The organism is Acidovorax sp. Root267, from assembly GCF_001429215.1.
GTDB lineage: Bacteria > Pseudomonadota > Gammaproteobacteria > Burkholderiales > Burkholderiaceae_C > Acidovorax > Acidovorax radicis.
Map to the genome: position 1 here is coordinate 78,894 of NZ_LMJC01000001.1, position 17,894 is coordinate 96,787.

General features: G+C 66.1%; 15 protein-coding genes. 4 read left to right on the forward strand and 11 right to left on the reverse strand.

Going from position 1 to position 17,894, the window contains the following annotated elements; translation table 11 throughout:
* Positions 1 to 55: 55 nt before the first annotated feature.
* From ASE39_RS00330 to ASE39_RS00370, 9 genes are all read right to left on the reverse strand, one after another.
* Positions 56 to 868: a heme ABC transporter ATP-binding protein gene (locus ASE39_RS00330; protein ID WP_057269852.1), complete on the reverse strand. Its 813-nt coding sequence runs from the start codon at positions 866 to 868 to the stop codon at positions 56 to 58.
* Positions 865 to 1,938, reverse strand: a complete 1,074-nt coding sequence (locus tag ASE39_RS00335; RefSeq protein ID WP_057269853.1) for an iron ABC transporter permease — start codon at positions 1,936 to 1,938, stop codon at positions 865 to 867. Before ASE39_RS00335 ends, ASE39_RS00330 begins: the two co-directional genes overlap by 4 nt.
* A 5-nt stretch (positions 1,939 to 1,943) precedes the next feature.
* Positions 1,944 to 2,828: an ABC transporter substrate-binding protein gene (locus ASE39_RS00340; RefSeq protein WP_057269854.1), complete on the reverse strand. Its 885-nt coding sequence runs from the start codon at positions 2,826 to 2,828 to the stop codon at positions 1,944 to 1,946.
* Positions 2,818 to 3,963: a hemin-degrading factor gene (locus ASE39_RS00345; protein ID WP_057269855.1), complete on the reverse strand. Its 1,146-nt coding sequence runs from the start codon at positions 3,961 to 3,963 to the stop codon at positions 2,818 to 2,820. The genes ASE39_RS00340 and ASE39_RS00345 overlap by 11 nt, the downstream gene beginning before the upstream one ends.
* Positions 3,960 to 4,307, reverse strand: coding sequence for a hypothetical protein (locus ASE39_RS00350; protein ID WP_010464072.1), 348 nt, complete (start codon positions 4,305 to 4,307; stop codon positions 3,960 to 3,962). The genes ASE39_RS00345 and ASE39_RS00350 overlap by 4 nt, the downstream gene beginning before the upstream one ends.
* A 41-nt stretch (positions 4,308 to 4,348) precedes the next feature.
* Positions 4,349 to 6,595: a TonB-dependent hemoglobin/transferrin/lactoferrin family receptor gene (locus ASE39_RS00355; protein ID WP_057270278.1), complete on the reverse strand. Its 2,247-nt coding sequence runs from the start codon at positions 6,593 to 6,595 to the stop codon at positions 4,349 to 4,351.
* Positions 6,596 to 6,828: 233 nt separating this feature from the next.
* Complete coding sequence (locus ASE39_RS00360) at positions 6,829 to 8,013, reverse strand: acetyl-CoA C-acyltransferase (RefSeq protein WP_057269856.1); 1,185 nt, start codon at positions 8,011 to 8,013, stop codon at positions 6,829 to 6,831.
* A gap of 49 nt (positions 8,014 to 8,062) precedes the next feature.
* Positions 8,063 to 8,947 (reverse strand): alpha/beta hydrolase, encoded by an 885-nt coding sequence (locus tag ASE39_RS00365; protein WP_057269857.1) that lies wholly within the window; start codon positions 8,945 to 8,947, stop codon positions 8,063 to 8,065.
* A gap of 127 nt (positions 8,948 to 9,074) precedes the next feature.
* Positions 9,075 to 9,875, reverse strand: a complete 801-nt coding sequence (locus ASE39_RS00370; RefSeq protein ID WP_057269858.1) for an SDR family oxidoreductase — start codon at positions 9,873 to 9,875, stop codon at positions 9,075 to 9,077.
* 105 nt (positions 9,876 to 9,980) lie between these two features.
* Between ASE39_RS00370 and ASE39_RS00375 the strand changes: the two genes are divergently transcribed.
* Positions 9,981 to 10,928 (forward strand): GlxA family transcriptional regulator, encoded by a 948-nt coding sequence (locus ASE39_RS00375; protein ID WP_057270279.1) that lies wholly within the window; start codon positions 9,981 to 9,983, stop codon positions 10,926 to 10,928.
* A gap of 319 nt (positions 10,929 to 11,247) precedes the next feature.
* Here the strand turns inward: ASE39_RS00375 and ahpF are convergent, their stop codons facing one another.
* Together ahpF and ahpC are read right to left on the reverse strand one after the other, a co-directional pair.
* Positions 11,248 to 12,864 carry an alkyl hydroperoxide reductase subunit F gene (gene ahpF, locus ASE39_RS00380; protein WP_057269859.1) on the reverse strand — a complete coding sequence of 539 codons (1,617 nt, stop codon included), beginning with the start codon at positions 12,862 to 12,864 and terminating at the stop codon, positions 11,248 to 11,250.
* A gap of 152 nt (positions 12,865 to 13,016) precedes the next feature.
* Complete coding sequence (ahpC, locus tag ASE39_RS00385) at positions 13,017 to 13,592, reverse strand: alkyl hydroperoxide reductase subunit C (protein ID WP_057269860.1); 576 nt, start codon at positions 13,590 to 13,592, stop codon at positions 13,017 to 13,019.
* A 414-nt stretch (positions 13,593 to 14,006) separates the two neighbouring features.
* Here ahpC and ASE39_RS00390 point away from each other — a divergent pair, with 414 nt between their 5' ends.
* The 3 genes from ASE39_RS00390 to bfr all read left to right on the forward strand — a co-directional run bounded on the left by ASE39_RS00390 (position 14,007) and on the right by bfr (position 17,795).
* On the forward strand, positions 14,007 to 14,807 hold the full coding sequence (locus tag ASE39_RS00390) for an FTR1 family protein (RefSeq protein ID WP_057269861.1): 801 nt from the start codon (positions 14,007 to 14,009) through the stop codon (positions 14,805 to 14,807).
* Positions 14,808 to 15,078: 271 nt separating this feature from the next.
* Positions 15,079 to 17,127: a carbohydrate-binding domain-containing protein gene (locus ASE39_RS00395; RefSeq protein ID WP_158004226.1), complete on the forward strand. Its 2,049-nt coding sequence runs from the start codon at positions 15,079 to 15,081 to the stop codon at positions 17,125 to 17,127.
* 191 nt (positions 17,128 to 17,318) lie between these two features.
* The gene (bfr, locus tag ASE39_RS00400) at positions 17,319 to 17,795 is read left to right on the forward strand and encodes a bacterioferritin (protein ID WP_057227055.1); all 477 of its coding nucleotides are present in this window, start codon (positions 17,319 to 17,321) and stop codon (positions 17,793 to 17,795) included.
* Positions 17,796 to 17,894 lie beyond the last annotated feature (99 nt).

A 17,894-nucleotide genomic window follows, 5' to 3' on the forward strand; every position in this document is an offset into this window, starting at 1 on the left:
TCCCCATGCGCCCAAGGGCAAGGCTCCGGCAGATGACCGAATCGTCATCTGCGCTTCATCCAGCCGCCACCAGGAACTGCGGCGTGCCGTCGTTGGCGCACACCTCGGAGCATTGCACGCCCCATACGCGCGCGATGGCGGCAGCGTCCAGCGTCTGCCCCACAGGCCCCACGTCGCAGCGCCCTGCACCCATCAGCACCACGTCGTGCGCATAGCGCAGCGCCAGATTCAAATCGTGCAGCACGGCCACCACGCCAATGCCCTGCTCCACCGCCCAGCGGCGCACCAGGGCCATGGACTGGTGCTGGTGGGCCAGGTCGAGCGCGGCAGTCGGCTCATCGAGCAGCAGCCAGCGCGTGGCGCCGCCGGGCCGGGGTTCCCAGATCTGCGCCAACGCGCGCGCCAGGTGGGCGCGTGCGCGCTCGCCGCCCGACAAGGTGTTGACGCCGCGCCCCGCCAGGTGGGCCACGCCCGTGGCCTCCATGGCCTCGTGGGCAATGCGCGCCTCGTGCTGGCTGGGCGACTGGCGGTGGGGAAAACGCCCCATCTCCACCACCTCCTGCACGGTGAAATCGAAGGCCACCGCCGTCTCCTGCGGCAGCATGGCGCGCAGGCGCGCCAGTTCCGGCGCGGCAATGGCCGAGAGCGCCCTGCCCCCCAGGCTCACCACACCCGAGCGTGGCGCGCGCTGGCCCGAGAGCATGGACAGCAGCGTCGACTTGCCTGCGCCATTGGGCCCAAGGATGGCAGTGAAACGGCTAGGTGCCAGGCGTGTATGCACGGTGGCCAGCAAGGGGCGGCCCGGCAGTCCCACGCCCAATTGATCGCAGACGAGTTGGTCGCCGCGGGGACTGTCGAGCCCGCTCATACCTTGCTCCTGAATTGCCGCAGCATGGCCAGGAACAAGGGCACGCCGATAAAGGCCGTGAGCACGCCGAGCGGCAGTTCCGCCGGCTTGACGATGGTGCGCGCCACCACGTCGGCCGCCAGCACCAGCGCAGCGCCCAGCAGGGCCGAGCCAGGCAGCACCACGCGATGGTCCGGCCCGGCCACCAGGCGCACCCAGTGCGGCGCCACTAGGCCGATGAAGCCGATGATTCCCGTGGCCGCAGTCACAGAGCCCACGGCCAGCGCGGTGACCAGCACCGCCAGGCGCTTGGTGCGCTCCACCGGCACGCCCAGCAGCGCGGCCTGCGCCTCGCCTAGGGCAATGGCGTTGAGCGGGCGCGCCAGCGCCAGGCCCAGCCCGCAGGCCACGGCCACGATGGAGCCCACCAGCGCCACGGCGCTCCAGCGCGCACCGCCCAGGCTGCCCAGCAGCCACATCTGGATGTTGCGCAGCTGCTCGTCGGTGGAGATGAAGTTGAGGTAACCCAGCCCCGCCAGCGCCAGTGCATTGACGGCCACACCGGCCAGCAGCATCAGCCCCATGCGTGTGCCGCCATCGGCCTGTGCCAGCCCGTAGATGAGCGCCGTGACCAGCAGGCCGCCGCCAAACGCCATGCCCACCAGCGTCCAGCTGCCCAGCGTGCGCGGCAGGTCGGGCAGCCAATGGCTGCCCAGCACGATGGTGAGCGCAGCCGCCAGCGCGGCCCCGCTGCTGACCCCGATCAGGCCCGGGTCGGCCAGCGGATTGCGAAACAGCCCCTGCATCAGCGCACCGGCCAGGCCCAGGCCCGCCCCGGCGGCCACGCCCATCAGCAGGCGCGGCAGGCGGATGTTGATGAACACTAGGTATTCCGGCGCCTGGTCGGCCGACGGCGTCAGCCCCACGGCCTGCAGCAGCACCTGCCACAGCTGGGCGGGTTCGATGGCATACGCGCCCTGCGTGCTGGCCCAGACAAAGCTCAGCCCCACCAGCGCCGCACCGATGGCCAGCGCGGTGCGGGGCGACAGGCGCCCAACGTTCCAGCGCGGGCCGGGCTGCGCCAACGACATATCTGTCACGCCGTGATCGCCTGCGTGCGGGTGTGCAGCTCGCGCACGGCGCCGGGCAGTCGCGGGCCAAAGCCCAGCAGGTGGCTGGCCTCCATGGCGACCAGCGCCTTGCGGCGGAACGCGGGCGTGAGTGCAAGTTCAGGCCGCTGCCAGAAGGCTGCCTCACCACCCAGCGCTTCGATGCCCTGCGTGCTGTTGAGCAGCACGTCCGGCGCGGCGCTGGCCATGGCCTCGGCCGTCACGGGCCGGTAACCTGCAAACTGCGTGATGGCGTTGGTGGCGCCCGCAAAGCGGATCAGCGCATCCGCCGCCGTGCCAGTGCCGGCCACCATGGGGCTGCCGCTGTGCGACAGGATGAAGATGGCGCGCGGGCGCCGCGTGGTGGCTGCCACCAGCTTTTGCACCGCTGCCCACTGCGCATCCAGGTCCGCCTGCAGGGCCTGCGCCTCGCGTTCGCGGCCTGCCACGCGGCCCACGGTGGCCACCTTGCGCTGCACCTCGTCCCAGGTGTGGTCGGCTTTGACCAGCTCCACGCGCACACCGGCGCTGCGCACCTGGTCCAGCACCACGGGTGGGCCGGCCTCCGTCGTGCCCACCACGGCGTCGGGCTTGAGGGACAACAGCCCCTCGGCCGAGAGCTGGCGCATGTAGCCGACCTTGGCGGTCTTGAGCGCGGCCTCGGGGAACAGGCTGGTGGTGTCGGTGCCCACCAGTTGGCCCTGTGCGCCCAGCAAGTAGACCACCTCGGTCAATGCACCGCCCAGCGAGACGATGCGCGCCGGGCCGGCTGCCAGTGCGCGCTCGGCGCCCAGGGCAGACAGCAGCGGCAGTGCGGCCAGGCCGCGCAGCAGCTGCCTGCGCGCGGTGTCGGTCAGACCATCACGCAGCATGGGCCACCTCGTTCTGCTGCGCCTGCGGCAGCCGCGCCACCAGGTCGCGCCAGCCTTGCAGCTCGGGCTTGCCGGGCTTGCGCGCACCGAAGAACATGGCCATCAGCTCGCCTGCATGGTCGAAAGCCTCGACCGAGGTGACCACGCCATCGGCCGTGGGTTTTTCGACTACCCACACACTGGCGATCATGTCGGTGCGCAGGTGCAGGTTGAAGCCTTCATCCAGCACGTTGATCCACTGCGCGTGCGGCGTATCGAGCGGCTGGATGTTGCGCACCGGACCGGTGTGGATCTGGATGCACCCGCCGCTGCCCACGAACACCATGATGGGCAGGCCATCCACCGCAGCCTCGTCCAGCAGGCGCGGCACGGCCTGCGGCGTGGCACGCCAGGCGAACTGGCCTTCGACCAGGCGAAAGCTCTGCTGGCGCTCCACGCCGAACTTCTTGGTGATGCCGAAGAACTCGTGCGTGTCTTTCATGGCGCCCCAGGCCTCGCGCAGGCCGACGGCGTCGATGTCGGCATCGGGCCGCACTGCCTCCGGCGCGGGCGCCTTGCCGAACACGTAGCCCGCACTCGGCTGCGCAAAGCGGCTCACCACCGCGTCGAACGCGGCCAGGTCGGTGGCATCGCGCGTGAAGATCTTGTGCACCGCGCGGCCCTGCGCGTTGTAGAACTGCAGGCTGCGCGATGGCGGCTTGGCGGGGTCGTTGGCCAGCTCCGTCACCGCAAAGCCCGCATGCCACTGCGCAAAGAACAGGCGCAAGTCGATGTCTTCGCCCAGCGCAATGCCCACCGACCCGGTGGCCGACACGTGCGTGTAGACCCCGGTCTTCTCGTGCACCGTGCCTTCGTTGCGCGTCAGCGCCATCAGCGGGCCGCAGGCTGCGAGCGCCTGCAGAAGGTGCAGCCACGAGCCCTGCAGCGGTACCACCTTGAGCGGGTGCCCGTGCTCGCCCGCGTGGGCAGCCACCGCGGCGCCTTCCAAGAGCCCGATGCTCTCGGCCGCATCCTTGGAGCGCTTGCCCGTGGCACGTGCTGCGGCGAATTGCGCGCGGATGTCCGGCGCGGCGATCGGCGCAGCAGCAGCAGCAGCAGCCGCAGCGCCTTGTGCAGTCTTCACGGTGGCGGTCATTGCATGGCCTCCGGCGCGGTGTGCCACAGCACGCGGCGCTGCTCGGCAGCCACCATGGCGGCGCTGGCAGCGGTGTCCTGGCGGGCCTTGCACTGCTCTTCCCAACGGCCTTGCAGGCTCCAGACCACCGTGCGGAAGTGGGCGGTGAAGCCGTCGGCGTCGGCCAGCAGCTGCAGGTTGGCCGATATCTTGCGGCCCATGGCGTCGCGGTGGCTGTCGCAACAGGCCTGCACGTAGCCCGTCATCAGGGCGAGCGTGCCGGCCAGCAGCGCCTCGGCGCAGGGCAGGCTGTATTCCTCATCGGTGTGGCTGCCGGCATCGGGCCGGTCGGGAGCGTGGCTCATGGTGGTCTCCTGGGGTGGGTGCCTGGGGATGAAAGCGGAACTCAGAAATCGGCCACCAGCGACACCCGCACGGAGCGGCCGGGCTGGCTGTAGGCGTCGATGAAGTTGGCGTTGGCGGCCAGGCCGCGCACGTCGGCCCAGCGCCAGTGCTTCTTGTCGGTCAGGTTGTAGATGCCGAGGTTCAGGCGCAGGTCCTTGCGGATGCGCCACTGGCCCGACAGGTCGAGCACCGTGTACGACGGCGTGAGGTACTGCGTGCTGCCCGTGGCCAAAGCCACGTCGCTGGGCTTCTTGGCGGCAGCGTGGGTGGCATCCAGGCGCGCCATCCAGCTGCCGGTGTCGTAGCGCAGGCCGGCCGACAGGCGCGATGGGTCCACCGTGTTCACCGGCCTGCCGGTGGCGGTGTCGCGGCCGCGCGTCTGGCCGTAGCTGAACGGCGATGTCCATTGCCCACCAGCCCACTGGCCCCATCGCATGTCGCCCTTGACCTCGAAGCCGTTGAGCTTGACGCGGCCGATGTTGACCGACTGGAACACCAGCGGGTTGCCCGGCGCACCGGTGCCGCCGACCTGGCGCAGGTCTTCGATGAAGTCCTTGTAGCGGCCTGTGAACGCTGCAGCTTCGACCGACAGCGCATCCAGCCGGCCGCGCACGCCCAGCTCGAAGTTCTGGCTCTTTTCGGGCTTGAGGTTGGCGTTGGGCACGGTGCGGTAGTTGCTGACCGGGTTCTCGAAGAAGGCGTTGACCTGGCCCGCGTTGGGCGCACGAAAGCCCGCCGCGTAGTTGCCGAACACGCTCCACTGCTCGCTGGCGCGGTACAGCACGCCCAGCTTGGGCGAGGTGGCATTGCCCGACAGGGACACGGCCTGCGCACCGAAGCCCGCCTGGTCGGCCTTGATGCGGAAGGTTTCGAAGCGCACGCCGGGCGTGATGCTCCAGGGGCCGGTCACGAACTCGTCCTGCACGTACAGGGCGGCGCTGGTTTCGGTGGTGTCCGGAAAGCGCTTGAGCGGAAAGGTCTCTCCCACCGGCGGGGTCACGCCGGTCTGCAGGTTCTCGACCTTGGCGGACGTGTAGTCAAAACCGTAGGTGATCTTCTGAACCAAGCCACCAGGGCCTGCGCGCAGCACCTTGCTGCCCTGCAGGTTGGCCTGCCAGGTGCGCTCGTCGTAGGTCACGTCGCGCACGCGGTCGGCGGCGGTATTGCGGTCTTCGGTGACGTACTCGCGCGAATGCGAGTCCTGAAAGCTCAGCGTCGCCTTCACGTCGTCGGCCAACGCCGAGTTCACGCGCCACGAGCCCTCCCACGTCGCGCGGCTGCGCTGCATGTCGGTGAACGAGGTGGAGCCCAGCACGGACGTGGCGGCCAGCGGCGGCTTGGAGCGCGCAGTGAGCAACTCGTAGTCGGAGGTCTTGTCCACATGCTCCAGCGTGAACACATGGCGCTGGCCGCCGCCGGGCGTGAGGATGACCTTGCCCAGCAGCGCGCCGCTTTTATCCTTTTGCGGATTGGGACGGGTGCGGTCGGCATTGGCCGCGCTGTTGGTGCCCATGTTGTCGAGCTCGCTGGCGCGCGTGACGTTGCCGCCCAGCAGCCACTGCACCGTGTTGCCCGCCTTGCCCGCCACCGTGGCGCCCACGCGCTTGCCGTGGTCGTCGCCGTCATAGCCCAGGCTCACACGCCCGCCGATGCGCTTGTCGCCGTCGAGGAAGGCCGATGGCTCGGCAGTGATGAAGTTGACCAGGCCCGCCATGCCGTCCGACCCGTACAGCGCCGACGTGGCACCGCGCACGACCTCGATGCGCTGCAGCAGGCCGATGTCCAAGTAGTCGCGACCGAAGGCATTGGCGCTGAAGACATAGCTGCGCGGCATGCGGATGCCGTCCACCATCATCAGCACGCGGTTGCCGTCCAGGCCGCGGATGTTGAAGCCGGCGTTCTGCTCGCGGCCGGTGGAGCCGCTGGCCAGCGTGAAGCGTGCGGGCGAGCGCGTGACCGACACGTTGGGCAACTCGCGCGCCACATCGCGGATGTCGCGCACCTGGCCTTCTTCGATGGCCTGCGCGTTGATCACGTCGATGCTCATGGGCAGCTCGTCGCGGTCCTGCTCGCTGCGCGAGCCGCTGATGACGACCTCCTTGAGCGCCGGGCCTGCGGCCACGAGCTGAGCCACATCCTGAGCATGCCCCTGCGCATGCGCGCTGCCGATGGCAGCACATGCACAGGCCACCAGCCAGGCCAGCGGCCGCAGGTGGCTTTGCAGGGAAGGATTGGATGGCTGCGCCAGGGCGCGCCGGGAGGAAAACGGAGGGGAATGAAATGGCTGCGCCACGGACGGAGATCCTTCTCTGAAACGACAACGAATACAGAGCTGGCTCCATGCAAACGGCCCAGGCTTCTGCGGGGCAGAAGAACGGGCCGTTGTGGCTGGCTGATGCGCAAATTATATGAGAATAATTCTCAATACATAAACTGATGTACCAGGATCCAGGGAGTACTGGCCCATCGCCATACTTTCCATCAGAGCATTTCGAGCGCCAGCGCGATGCCCTGACCGCCGCCGATGCACAAGGTCACGATGCCTCGCCTCAGGCCGTCGCGCCGCATCGAATGCAGCAAGCGCGTGGTCAGCACGGCACCCGTTGCGCCGATGGCGTGGCCGTGGGCGATGGAGCCGCCCTCGACGTTGACGATGTCTTCCGGCAGGTCCATCTCACGCAGGCAGGCCAGCGTGATCGCGGCGAATGCCTCGTTGATCTCGATGCGCTGGATGTCCGTGTGCTTCCAGCCGGCGCGTTCCAGGGCCAGCTTGACCGCCGGCACCGGCCCGATGCCGAACATGCCCGGCTCCACCGCCGCGACGCCGTGCGAGACCAGGCGCGCCCAGGGCTGCAGCCCATGCTTCTCGGCAACACCTCGCTCTGCAACGATCATTGCCGCTGCGCCGCTGTTAAGCCCTGGCGCGTTACCGGCAGTGATGGTTCCGTCTTTTCGAAACGCCGGCTTGAGCTTGGCCAGTGATTCGACCGTGGTGTCGGGACGGTTGACTTCATCTCTGGAGAAACTCATCGGCCCCTTGCGGCTGGAGAGTTCGATGGCGACGATCTCTTGCGCGAACTTGCCGGCAGCCTGAGCCGCGCTGAACCGTTGCTGTGAACGCGCGGCCCAGCGATCCTGGTCCTCGCGCGTGATGCCGTACCGAGCGACGAGATCCTCGGTATGCCAGCCAGAGTGTTGACCGCTGAAAGCATCATGCAGACCGTCTCGCAGCATGCTGTCCAGCATCTGGGCGTCCCCCATGCGTTGCCCCCAGCGCGCGCCGGGCACCAGATAGGGGGCTTGGTCCATGTTCTCCATGCCGCCGGCAATCGCCGCCGAGGCATAACCCGCCGCGATCTCGAGTGCCGCCGTTGCAATGGCTTGTGCACCCGATCCGCACACCCGATTCACCGTCATTGCGGGCACCTGTACAGGCAGTCCGCCGCCGATGGAGGCTTGTCGTGCGGGATTCATCCGGGTGCCGGCCTGGATCACGTTTCCCATCACCACAGTGTCGACGGCTTGCGCGGCCAGACCGGAGCGATGAAGGGTCTCGCGAATCACCGCGGCACCCAGTGCGGACGCGGGCGTTTCCTTCAGTGTGCCGCCATAGCTTCCGATGGGGGTTCGGACCGGCGCGCAGAGAACGATGTCAGGGTTGGGCATGAGAGCACCTCGGGTTGTGGCGGACTAATCGAAAGATCACGCTATGGACTCACAGCGCGTTGTTCAGCACCTTGGCAGCCACGTCCGGCCGTTCAAGAACGATGAAGTGACCGGCGCCAGGCACCTGGACAAACTCGGCCGCGGGGAGGAGCTGCTTGTTGGCTTGCCGGTCCGAGGGCCGTGACCAATCCGTCTCTCCGTAGATGAGGTGGATTGGGGCCTTGACCTCGGGGTAGCGGGCGCGGGCCGCGATGAGGCTGGGCAGGTTGCCGTGCACCGCGCGGGCGACCACCGGATAGCCGGGGCGGCGTCCTACCTTCAACAGTTCATCGAGGTAGTCATCGCGCAGGGCGGACTTGTCGCCGAGGCCCCCTCGGAGCACGGCACCCACGATCGGCTTGGGTTGAACGCTCGCGATGGTCTCGCCGACAACCGGTGCAAGCGCGCCGGTCACGACGAACCGGGCCAGCAGGCTGGACCGCTTGATGCCGCCCGCGTAGTCATACGCATTGATCGCCACGACACGCCGCACTCTCTCGGGCAGATCGGCCGCGGTGGTGAGGGCGAGCGTAGCGCCCATTGACTCGCCAAGCAGCGTGACGTCGCGCAAGTCGAGTCGGGTGATGAGGCTCTTGACCGCCTCGCGCATGGCCGGCTCCTCGTAGGAAGCGCCCGGCACGATCTCCGAGTAACCCATTCCAGGGAGATCAAGGGCATACACCGTATACCGATCCTGAACCAGCGGGATGAGGTGGCGGAAGTGCTCGGCCTGGGTGCGCACGGTGTGCAGCAGGACCAACGCTGGCCCCGTTCCGCCCGAGAGATAGCGCAGTCGCCCCAAGCCGCCCTTCTTTGAGCTGAGCGGATCGAGAAAGTGTTCTTTGGTCCCGGGGATTTTGATGTCGGAGAGCGAATCTTTGTGGGTTGCTGGCACGGTGTGTTTCCTTGAATATTGAGGGGGTCGTGGCCCGGAGGCCATGGTGGATGGATGCTTGCTGGCGCACGCAATGCGGCTTCAGGCTGATGTCAGAGCGGGCGCAGGTCGGATGCGATGCAGCCGCTCAGTGCAAGGGCTGGTAGCGCGATGCCACTTCGTTGCTCGAAAGGTGGGGCGCCAGTGCCTTGCGCGCGCCCTCAAAGGCATCCCACAGGGCGCCGTCCTGCAGCGCAGGAAGGGTCACCAACTCGCCGCGCTCGAAGCCCTGCAAGGCGGCATCCACGAGGTCTTCGGCACGCATCACGATCTGCGCCGGCAGGTGCTCCACGGGAAGGCCACCGCGTGCCCAGAAATCGGTGGCCGTCGCACCCGGCAGCACGGCTTGCACCCGCACGCCTTTGCCGGCCAGCTCGTGCTGCAGCGATTGGCTGAAGGCCAACACGAAGGCCTTGCTGCCGCCATACACGCCATTCAAGGCTTCTGGCGAGACGGCCGCGACGGAGGCGATGTTGATCAACGCACCGTTGCCGCGTGCCACGAAGCCGGGCACCGCCGCGTAGCTCAACCGCGTGAGCGCCACGACGTTGAGGTCGATCATGCGCGCCATCTGGTCCACGTCGCTCTCCAGAAGCGGCGTGTGCGTGCCGATGCCGGCGTTGTTGACCAGCAGGGTGATGCTGGCATCGCGCTTGAGCTTGTTCTCCACGCTGCGCAGCGCCACCGGATCGTTCAGGTCGGCGGGGAAGACCTCCACTGCGCGTCCGTGGCGGCTGGTGATCTCCGCGGCCAACGGGTTCAAACGCTCGCGGTTGCGGGCAACGAGGATGAGGTCGTAGCCGCGCTGCGCCAGGCGGTCGGCGTAGAGGGCCCCGATGCCGGAGGATGCTCCGGTGATGAGGGCGGTGCCCAGGTTCGTCTGCGTCATGGGGTCATCCGTTTGTGGTTGCGATGGAGCGAATTTTGTGCCGTCTGACGCATGGCGTAAATGACGCTTATAGTCACGTTTTATGCCATCAGCTTCGGAGACAAAATGCACAAAATCGGCTACGTCCTGCCGGGCGGATTTCAGGTGATGGCGCTGGCCACCCAGGCGGTGTTCGAGTTCGCCAACGTTGTGGCCGGCGAACCCTTCTACGAGGTGGCTTGTCACTCGATGCCCGGCGGCAGCGTGAAGGCATCGCTGGGCATGGCCCTGCAGACGCGTCCCTTTACCGCACGCAGCACGGCCGACACCTGGATGGTGGTCGGCGTGCTCGACCCGTTGGCCACGCCCTCGCCGTCCGACCTGCTGCATGCGCTGCGAAAGTGCGGCGCGCGGGCGCGTCGGACCGTGGGGCTGTGCACCGGAGCCTTTGTGCTGGCCGAGGCGGGATTGCTAACAGGGCGACGCGCCACGACACACTGGGCTTATGCAGACGCACTGCAGCAGCGCCATCCCGATATCCAGGTCGAGCCGGACCGCATCTTCATCGCCGATGACCCGATCTGGACCTCGGCCGGCATGACGGCGGAGCTGGATCTGGCGCTCGGCCTCGTCGAGAAGGACCTGGGCGACGACGTGGCGCGGGCGGTGGCGCACCGGCTGGTCATGCACCAGCGCCGCTCGGGCGGCCAGTCGCAGCATTCGGAGATACTGAATCTCGCGCCACGCTCGGACCGCATCGCGCGGGCGCTGGAGCATGCCCGCAGCCATCTGGCGCAGTCGCTGAACGTGGAAGAACTCGCTGCGGCCGCAAACCTCAGCCCGCGCCAGTTCAGCCGTGTGTTCACGGCCGAGACCGGCCAGTCGCCAGCCAGGGCGGTAGAGCGTCTGCGCGTGGAGGCAGCGCGCTTGATGATCGAGCGCAGCCGCCATCCGCTGGAGGTGGTTGCACGCGAAACGGGCTTTCGCGATCGGCGCCATCTTCGCGAGGCGTTCATGCGGGGCTTCGGCAAGCCGCCTCAGTCACTCCGGCGCGACGCCCGCCCGGGGTCCTGAAGCGTGCCGAGATGACAGTGACAGTCTTGCCACGCGACGTCTGGATTGGCGTTGGACATGTGCGTTCTAGGAAGCGCGACACCTCAAGCGGTCGCGCGTTGGCCACGGGCCAAGGGCGACGGCTTCTCGCACGAATGAAGGACTGCGGAGTGCCCAGAACGGAGTCTCAACCGTCGAGCAAATCGCAATAGAGCACAAGCTCGGTGGCGCCCTACAGTCCAAACAAAAGCGACTGGCTGCACAAGACAACCAGTCGCTCTTATTTTGATAGCTACCAGCGCTTTACCATCAAGCGCCAGCAGTCATTTTTACCTAAAAATCAAGCAATTTCTGCCACAGGCTCGGCGGCCGGAGCCCCTGCCGGCGCAGCCACCACCACGGGCATGCGGATCAGATGGTCAAACGCGCTCAGCGCGGCCTTCGATCCGTCGCCCGCCGCGATCACGATCTGCTTGAACGGCACGGTAGTGCAGTCGCCCGCCGCGAACACGCCGGGGATGTTGGTGCGGCCGTGCGAGTCGACGATGACCTCGCCAAACTTGGACAGCTCCACCGTGCCCTTGAGCCATTCGGTGTTGGGCACGAGCCCGATCTGCACAAACACGCCTTCAAGCGGCACGAGGTGCTCCACGTTGGTGGCGCGGTCCTTGTACTTGAGGCCATTGACCTTGCCGTCGGCACCGGTGATCTCGGTGGTCTGGGCGTTGGTGTGGATGGTCACGTTGGGCAGGCTCTTGAGCTTGTTGACCAGCACGGCGTCGGCCTTGAGTTGGTCCGCAAACTCGACCAGCGTGACATGGGCCACCAGGCCAGCCAAGTCGATGGCCGCCTCGACACCCGAGTTGCCGCCGCCGATGACGGACACGCGCTTGCCCTTGAACAGCGGGCCGTCGCAGTGCGGGCAGTAGGCCACGCCCTTGTTCTTGTACTCGGCTTCGCCGGGCACGTTGACGTTGCGCCAGCGCGCGCCGGTGGACAGGATGACGGTCTTGGACTGCAGCGTGGCGCCGTTGGCCAGTTGCACCCCGATCAGGCCGCCGGGCTGGGCCGCGGGGATCAGCCGGTCGGCGCGCTGCAGGTTCATGATGTCCACGTCGTAGGCGCGGGTGTGGGCTTCGAGCGCGGCGGCGAACTTGGGGCCGTCGGTTTCGAGCACGGAGATGTAGTTCTCGATGGCCAGCGTGTCGTTGACCTGGCCGCCAAAGCGTTCGGCGGCCACGCCGGTGCGGATGCCCTTGCGGGCGGCGTACACGGCGGCTGCGGCGCCGGCAGGGCCACCGCCGACGATGAGCACGTCGTAAGGTGCCTTGGCCGACAGCTTGGCCGCGTCACGGGCGGCGGCGCCGGTATCGAGCTTGGCCACGATTTCTTCGATGGTCATGCGGCCCGAGCCGAAGACCTGCCCGTTCATGAACACCATGGGCACGGCCATGATTTCCCGGTCGGTCACCTCCTGCTGGAAGGCGCCACCTTCGATCACAGTGGTCTTGATGTGGGGGTTGACGATGGCCATGAGCGACAGCGCCTGCACCACGTCCGGGCAGTTGTGGCAGGTCAGGCTCATGTAGACCTCGAAGTTGAAGTCTCCGTCCAGCGCCTTGATCGAATCGATCACGTCCTGCTCGACCTTGGGCGGGTGGCCGCCGGTCCACAGCAGGGCCAGCACCAGCGAGGTGAACTCGTGGCCCAGGGGCAGGCCGGCAAAACGCAAGGAGTTGGTAGCGCCGACGCGCTGCAGGCTGAACGAAGGCTTGCGCGCATCGTTGCCATCGGTGCGCAGGGTGATCTTGTCGCTGCGCAGCGATTGAATGGTCGTCAGCAGCTCGCGCATGTCGCGCGCCGTCTCGCTGTCGTCCAGGGAAGCCACCAGCTCAAACGGCTGCTGCACGCGCTCCAGGTAGGCGGCGAGTTGGGTCTTGAGTTGTTCGTCGAGCATGGTGGTGTCCTTTGAATTTGGAGTTGTATGTGGGGAGCGTGATGGCAAGCGTGGTTTGGATCAAGCCTGCGAGTCAAACTCCGGGCGTAAAAAAGCCGGACGGCATGGCGCACAGGCGCCATGACGCTGTCCGGCTTTGGGGGAGCCGTCGATTAGATCTTGCCGACCAGGTCCAGCGAAGGCGTCAGCGTCTTGGCGCCTTCCTTCCACTTGGCGGGGCAGACTTGGCCAGGGTTGGCGGCGGTGAACTGGGCAGCCTTGAGCTTGCGCAGGGTTTCCGACACGTCGCGGGCGATTTCGTTGGAGTGGATTTCCAGGGTCTTGATCACGCCATCGGGGTTGATCACGAACGTGCCGCGCAGTGCCAGGCCTTCTTCAGCAATGTGCACGCCGAAAGCATTGGTCAGCTGGTGTGTTGGGTCGCCGACCAGGGGGAATTTGGCCTTGCCCACGGCGTCCGAGGTTTCGTGCCAGACCTTGTGCGAGAAGTGCGTGTCGGTGGTCACGATGTAGACCTCTGCACCGGCAGCCTGGAAAGCAGCGTAGTTGTCGGCAGCGTCTTCGATTTCGGTGGGGCAGTTGAAGGTGAAAGCTGCGGGCATGAAGATCAGCACGGACCACTTGCCCTTGAGGGACTGTTCGGTCACTTCGATGAATTCACCCTTGCCAGCGCGGTTGACGAAAGCGGTGGTCTTGAAGGGCTGAACTTGCGTATTGATCAGGGACATTGCTGTTTCCTTAGTGGTTGGTTGACTGAACAGGACTGAAGTCTAGGCCGTTCACGGCCATCAATCCAATTAATTGATTTGATTGAATCAATTGCCTGTGACTATACATTGACACCCTGCCCTCGGTCCGGGGATCGGCATTTTGCCCCTTTCAACCCCAGAAACCAGCGTTGGCAGCCTGCAAGGCAAGCACGCCGATACAGCCAACCCTTGTGGCATGTCAAACATTCAAATACAACTGATTCGTATTTAGTAATATCATCTGCCGCACTGCAGCAAAGCCGCTCGGGCGGCGCATTGCAGCGGGAAGGCCGTGCACTTACGCCATTCTCAAAATATTGGTCAAAAAGGCCTGTAGCGCTTTACAAATAAGCGCAAGCAGCTCATTAATTTATAGCAAGACCTGACTTCACCATGTTCCAAACACTGCTGATCTGTTTCCGCGAAGGGCTGGAAGCCCTGCTGGTGGTGGCGATTGCCACCCTGTACCTGCGCAAGACCGGGCGCTTGCACCTGCTGCTGCCGCTGCGCGCAGGCGTGGGCGTGGCCGCCCTGCTCTCGCTGGTGCTGGGCTGGGTGCTGTCGCAGGTGGGCGCGTTGTCGCCCGCAGCCGAGGGCGGCATGGCGCTGGTGGCGGCTGCCACCGTGGCCTGGTGTGTGGTGCACATGCGCAGCGCGGGAAAAGGCATGGGCCAGGAGATCGCCCAGCGCATGGACCACGCCAGCGTGCTGGAGGGCCCGCGCGCCTGGATGGCCGTGTTCTTGTTTGCCCTGTTCATGGTGGGCCGCGAAGGCGTGGAAACCGCCACCATGCTCGCCGCCCTGGCCCGCAGCGCGGAGCTGGCTTACATGGCCTGGGGCGGCCTGGCAGGCCTGGCGCTGGCCATTGCCATTGCCTGGGCCTGGACGCGCTACGGCCGCGCAGTGAACCTCTCGCGGTTCTTCCGCGTCACCTCATGGTTCATGGCGGTGTTTGCCGTGCAGCTGGTGGTCTACGCGTTCCATGAGTTCACGGAAGGCGGCGTACTGCCCGGCATCGACAACGCCTACTGGCATGCGGCCACGGAAGACCTGGCCGAAGGAACCATTGCCCAGGCCATCTCGCTGGCCCTGGTGCTGGTGCCCACCGTATGGCTGGGCGTGGCGCACTGGCGTGACCAGCAAACCATGACTGCCCACGCCGCCCAGCCAGGGGCATCGGCCAAGGCGCTGTAAAACCGAAATCCGCCGTGCGGCGCAGGCCGCAGTTTTTCCAGGCCCTGGGTAGCAATACCCAGGGCTTTCTTTTTTGTCGCCCGCTTTGTGCCCAGGGTGGGGCACCGCCAGCGGCCACGACCCCCCGCCAATCCACCATTGTGTTTCTGATTGAAACCAAATGAGCCGTGGGTGCCGCCCTTTCCGCTTTTTACAGAACCATGCCGGTAACCTGACCCACAGGCGTCGCCATGGCTGCAGATGTCATCAACTGAACGAGAGGGTAGTTTCCATGAGCACCAGATCTTTAACCCATGCGGTTGCCAGCGGGATGGCCGTACTGGCACTGACCGCCTGCGGGGGCGGAGGCAGTGAAACGGCGACCACAGCCGCCAGCAAAGAATCCACCAATACAAGCAAGGCCGACGCCGCGAACCTGGTGGTGCGTGCCCGCGCCAGCCTGTTGGCCAATGCGGGCGCGCTCATGCAGTTGCGCGTCAACGGCATTGCCGTGGCAGACACCGAGGTGCGCGAGACCAGCTACCAGAACTACAGTTTCTCGGTGCCTTCGATTGCGGGCGGCGACAAGGTGGACGTGGTGTTCACCAATGACGCCAACGCCAACGGCGAAGACCGCAACCTGTACGTGGAGTCCATCACCGTCAACGGTACCACCGTCGCCGCCACCGCCGAGGGCGTGACCCTGGACCGTGGCATCGGCGACAAGGCGTTTGACGGGCTGGACGTGATCCCCGGCCAGCGCTCCGTGCTGTGGAACGGCGCACTGCGCTTTACCGCCCCTGGCAGCACCGTGATCGCGTCCACCCTGAGCCCCGGTTGCAAGGCCTTTTACGAAGCGCGCCCCGGCTTTGCATTGAGCACCGCACGCACCCTGGTGACCGCGGCCACACTGGCCAAGCCTGCCAAGGGCGCCGTGCTGGCAGAACCCGACTACGGGACCTGCTTTACGCGCGCCACCAACCACGCGGCCGATGGCGTGGCGACCTTTGCGCGCAACGACTACGCGCGCCGCCAGGCCTTCAACGCAGACAGCACCCGCCACCTGATCTATGCGCTCGACGGCCACTGGCATCTGTACGACGCACACACGCACGCGCGGCTGAAGGTGCTGCCCTACCTGGCAGCCGATGCCGAGCCACAGTGGCACGCGAGCAACCCCGATCTGCTGTACTACCTGCCCACCAACGGTGTAGGCATGCAGATTCACGAGCTCAACACCGCCACCGGTGCCACGCGCGTGGTCACCAACCTGTCTGCGCGCCTGAAAACCCGCTGGCCCGGCGCCAACGCGGCATGGACCCGCTCTGAAGGCTCACCGTCCAAGGACGGCCGCTACTGGTGCCTGATGGTGGACGACGCCAACTGGAACAGCCTGGGCGTGATCACCTGGGACCGCGACACCGACACCATCGTCGGCACCAAGAACACCAACGGCGTGCGCCCCGACCACGTGAGCATGAGCCCGAGCGGCAACTACTGCGTGGTCTCGGGTGACGATGCCAGCGGCACCGTGGCGTACTCGCGCGACTTCAGCCAGTCCAAGAAGCTGCTGCACAAGTCCGAGCACTCGGACCTGGCGATCGATGCCAATGGCGACGATGTGTATGTGTCGGTGGACTACCAGGCCAACGTGGGCGACATCTTCCTGGTCAACCTGCGCACCGGCGTGCGCACCTTCCTGCTGCCCAGCTACCTGAACGGCTCGACCACGGCGCTGCACCTGTCGGGCAAGGGCTTCAACAAGCCGGGGTGGGTGCTGTTGAGCACCTACGCCGACACCGTGAACCGCCAGTGGTTCCACCGCAAGCTCATGGCCGTGGAGCTCAAGGCCAACCCGCAGGTCCACACCCTGGCGTTCACGCGCGTGACCTCCAACGAGTACTGGTCGGAACCACACGCATCCGTCAACCGCGACTTCACCAAGGTGCTGTTCAACTCCAACTGGAACACGGGCAGCGCGACCGACGTGGATGCGTACATGGTGCAGATCCCGGCAGGCGCGCTCAAGTCCACCGGCCTGCCCGGCACCCCGGGCACGCCCCCACCCGCCGAGCCCCTGACGGTTGCCGTGGGTTCGGTCACCCACGCCGGCTACAACGCCAGCTACGTGCTGACGACCAACCAGGCAGCGGCCTGCCGGGCATCGTGGAGCACGGGCAACAGCTACGGCGCGCTGTATGACGACATTGCGGCCAGCGCCAACGGCCTCACCCACACCAAATCGCTGTCGCTGGGCAGCACCGGTGCGCAGACGGTATATGCCGTGTGCAAGGCCACCGCCACCGGGGCCGAGAAGGAAGTCGCGATCCAGCTTCCCTGACGCGCGCTGACCGCGCACCAAAAAAGGGGCTGGCAGCCAATGGGCGGCCAGCCCCTTTTTTTGCAGGTCCAGATGCGAACACAACTCAGGATCACACGCAGACAGAGCGACTCAACAGGGGTTTGGCTTGCGGTGATTGATCGAGGTCACGACAATCGGGCCCGAATCCACAGAACAAACAAGGAGTCCCCATGAAAGGCGACGCACAAGTCATTGGCCATCTGCAGGCCCAGCTCAAGAACGAACTCACGGCCATCAACCAGTACTTCCTGCACTACCGCATGCTCAAGCACTGGGGCTTCGACAAGCTGGCCAAGAAGGAGTATTCGGAATCCATCGGCGAGATGAAGCATGCCGACTGGCTCATGGACCGCATCTTCACGCTCGACGGCCTGCCCAACCTGCAGGACCTGGCCAAGCTCCAGGTCGGCGAAGACGTGCCAGAGATCCTGGCCTGCGACCTGAGCTCCGAACAAGGTGCCCAGGCGACCATCAAGGAAGGCATTGCCCACTGCGAAACGGTGCGCGACTATGTCTCGCGAGATCTGCTGCAAAAGATCCTGGACGACACCGAAGAGCACATCGACTTCCTCGAAACCCAGATCGACCTGATCGACAAGGTCGGCCTGCAGAACTACCTGCAATCCCAGATGGGCGAGGCAGAGTGAACCCGCATTGATTTCTCAGAGCGCTCCACGAAAAAACCAAAGAAGAAAATCAGAAAAACGGGCTTCGGCCCGTTTTTTTGTGCCCGCGACGCCCCGCGC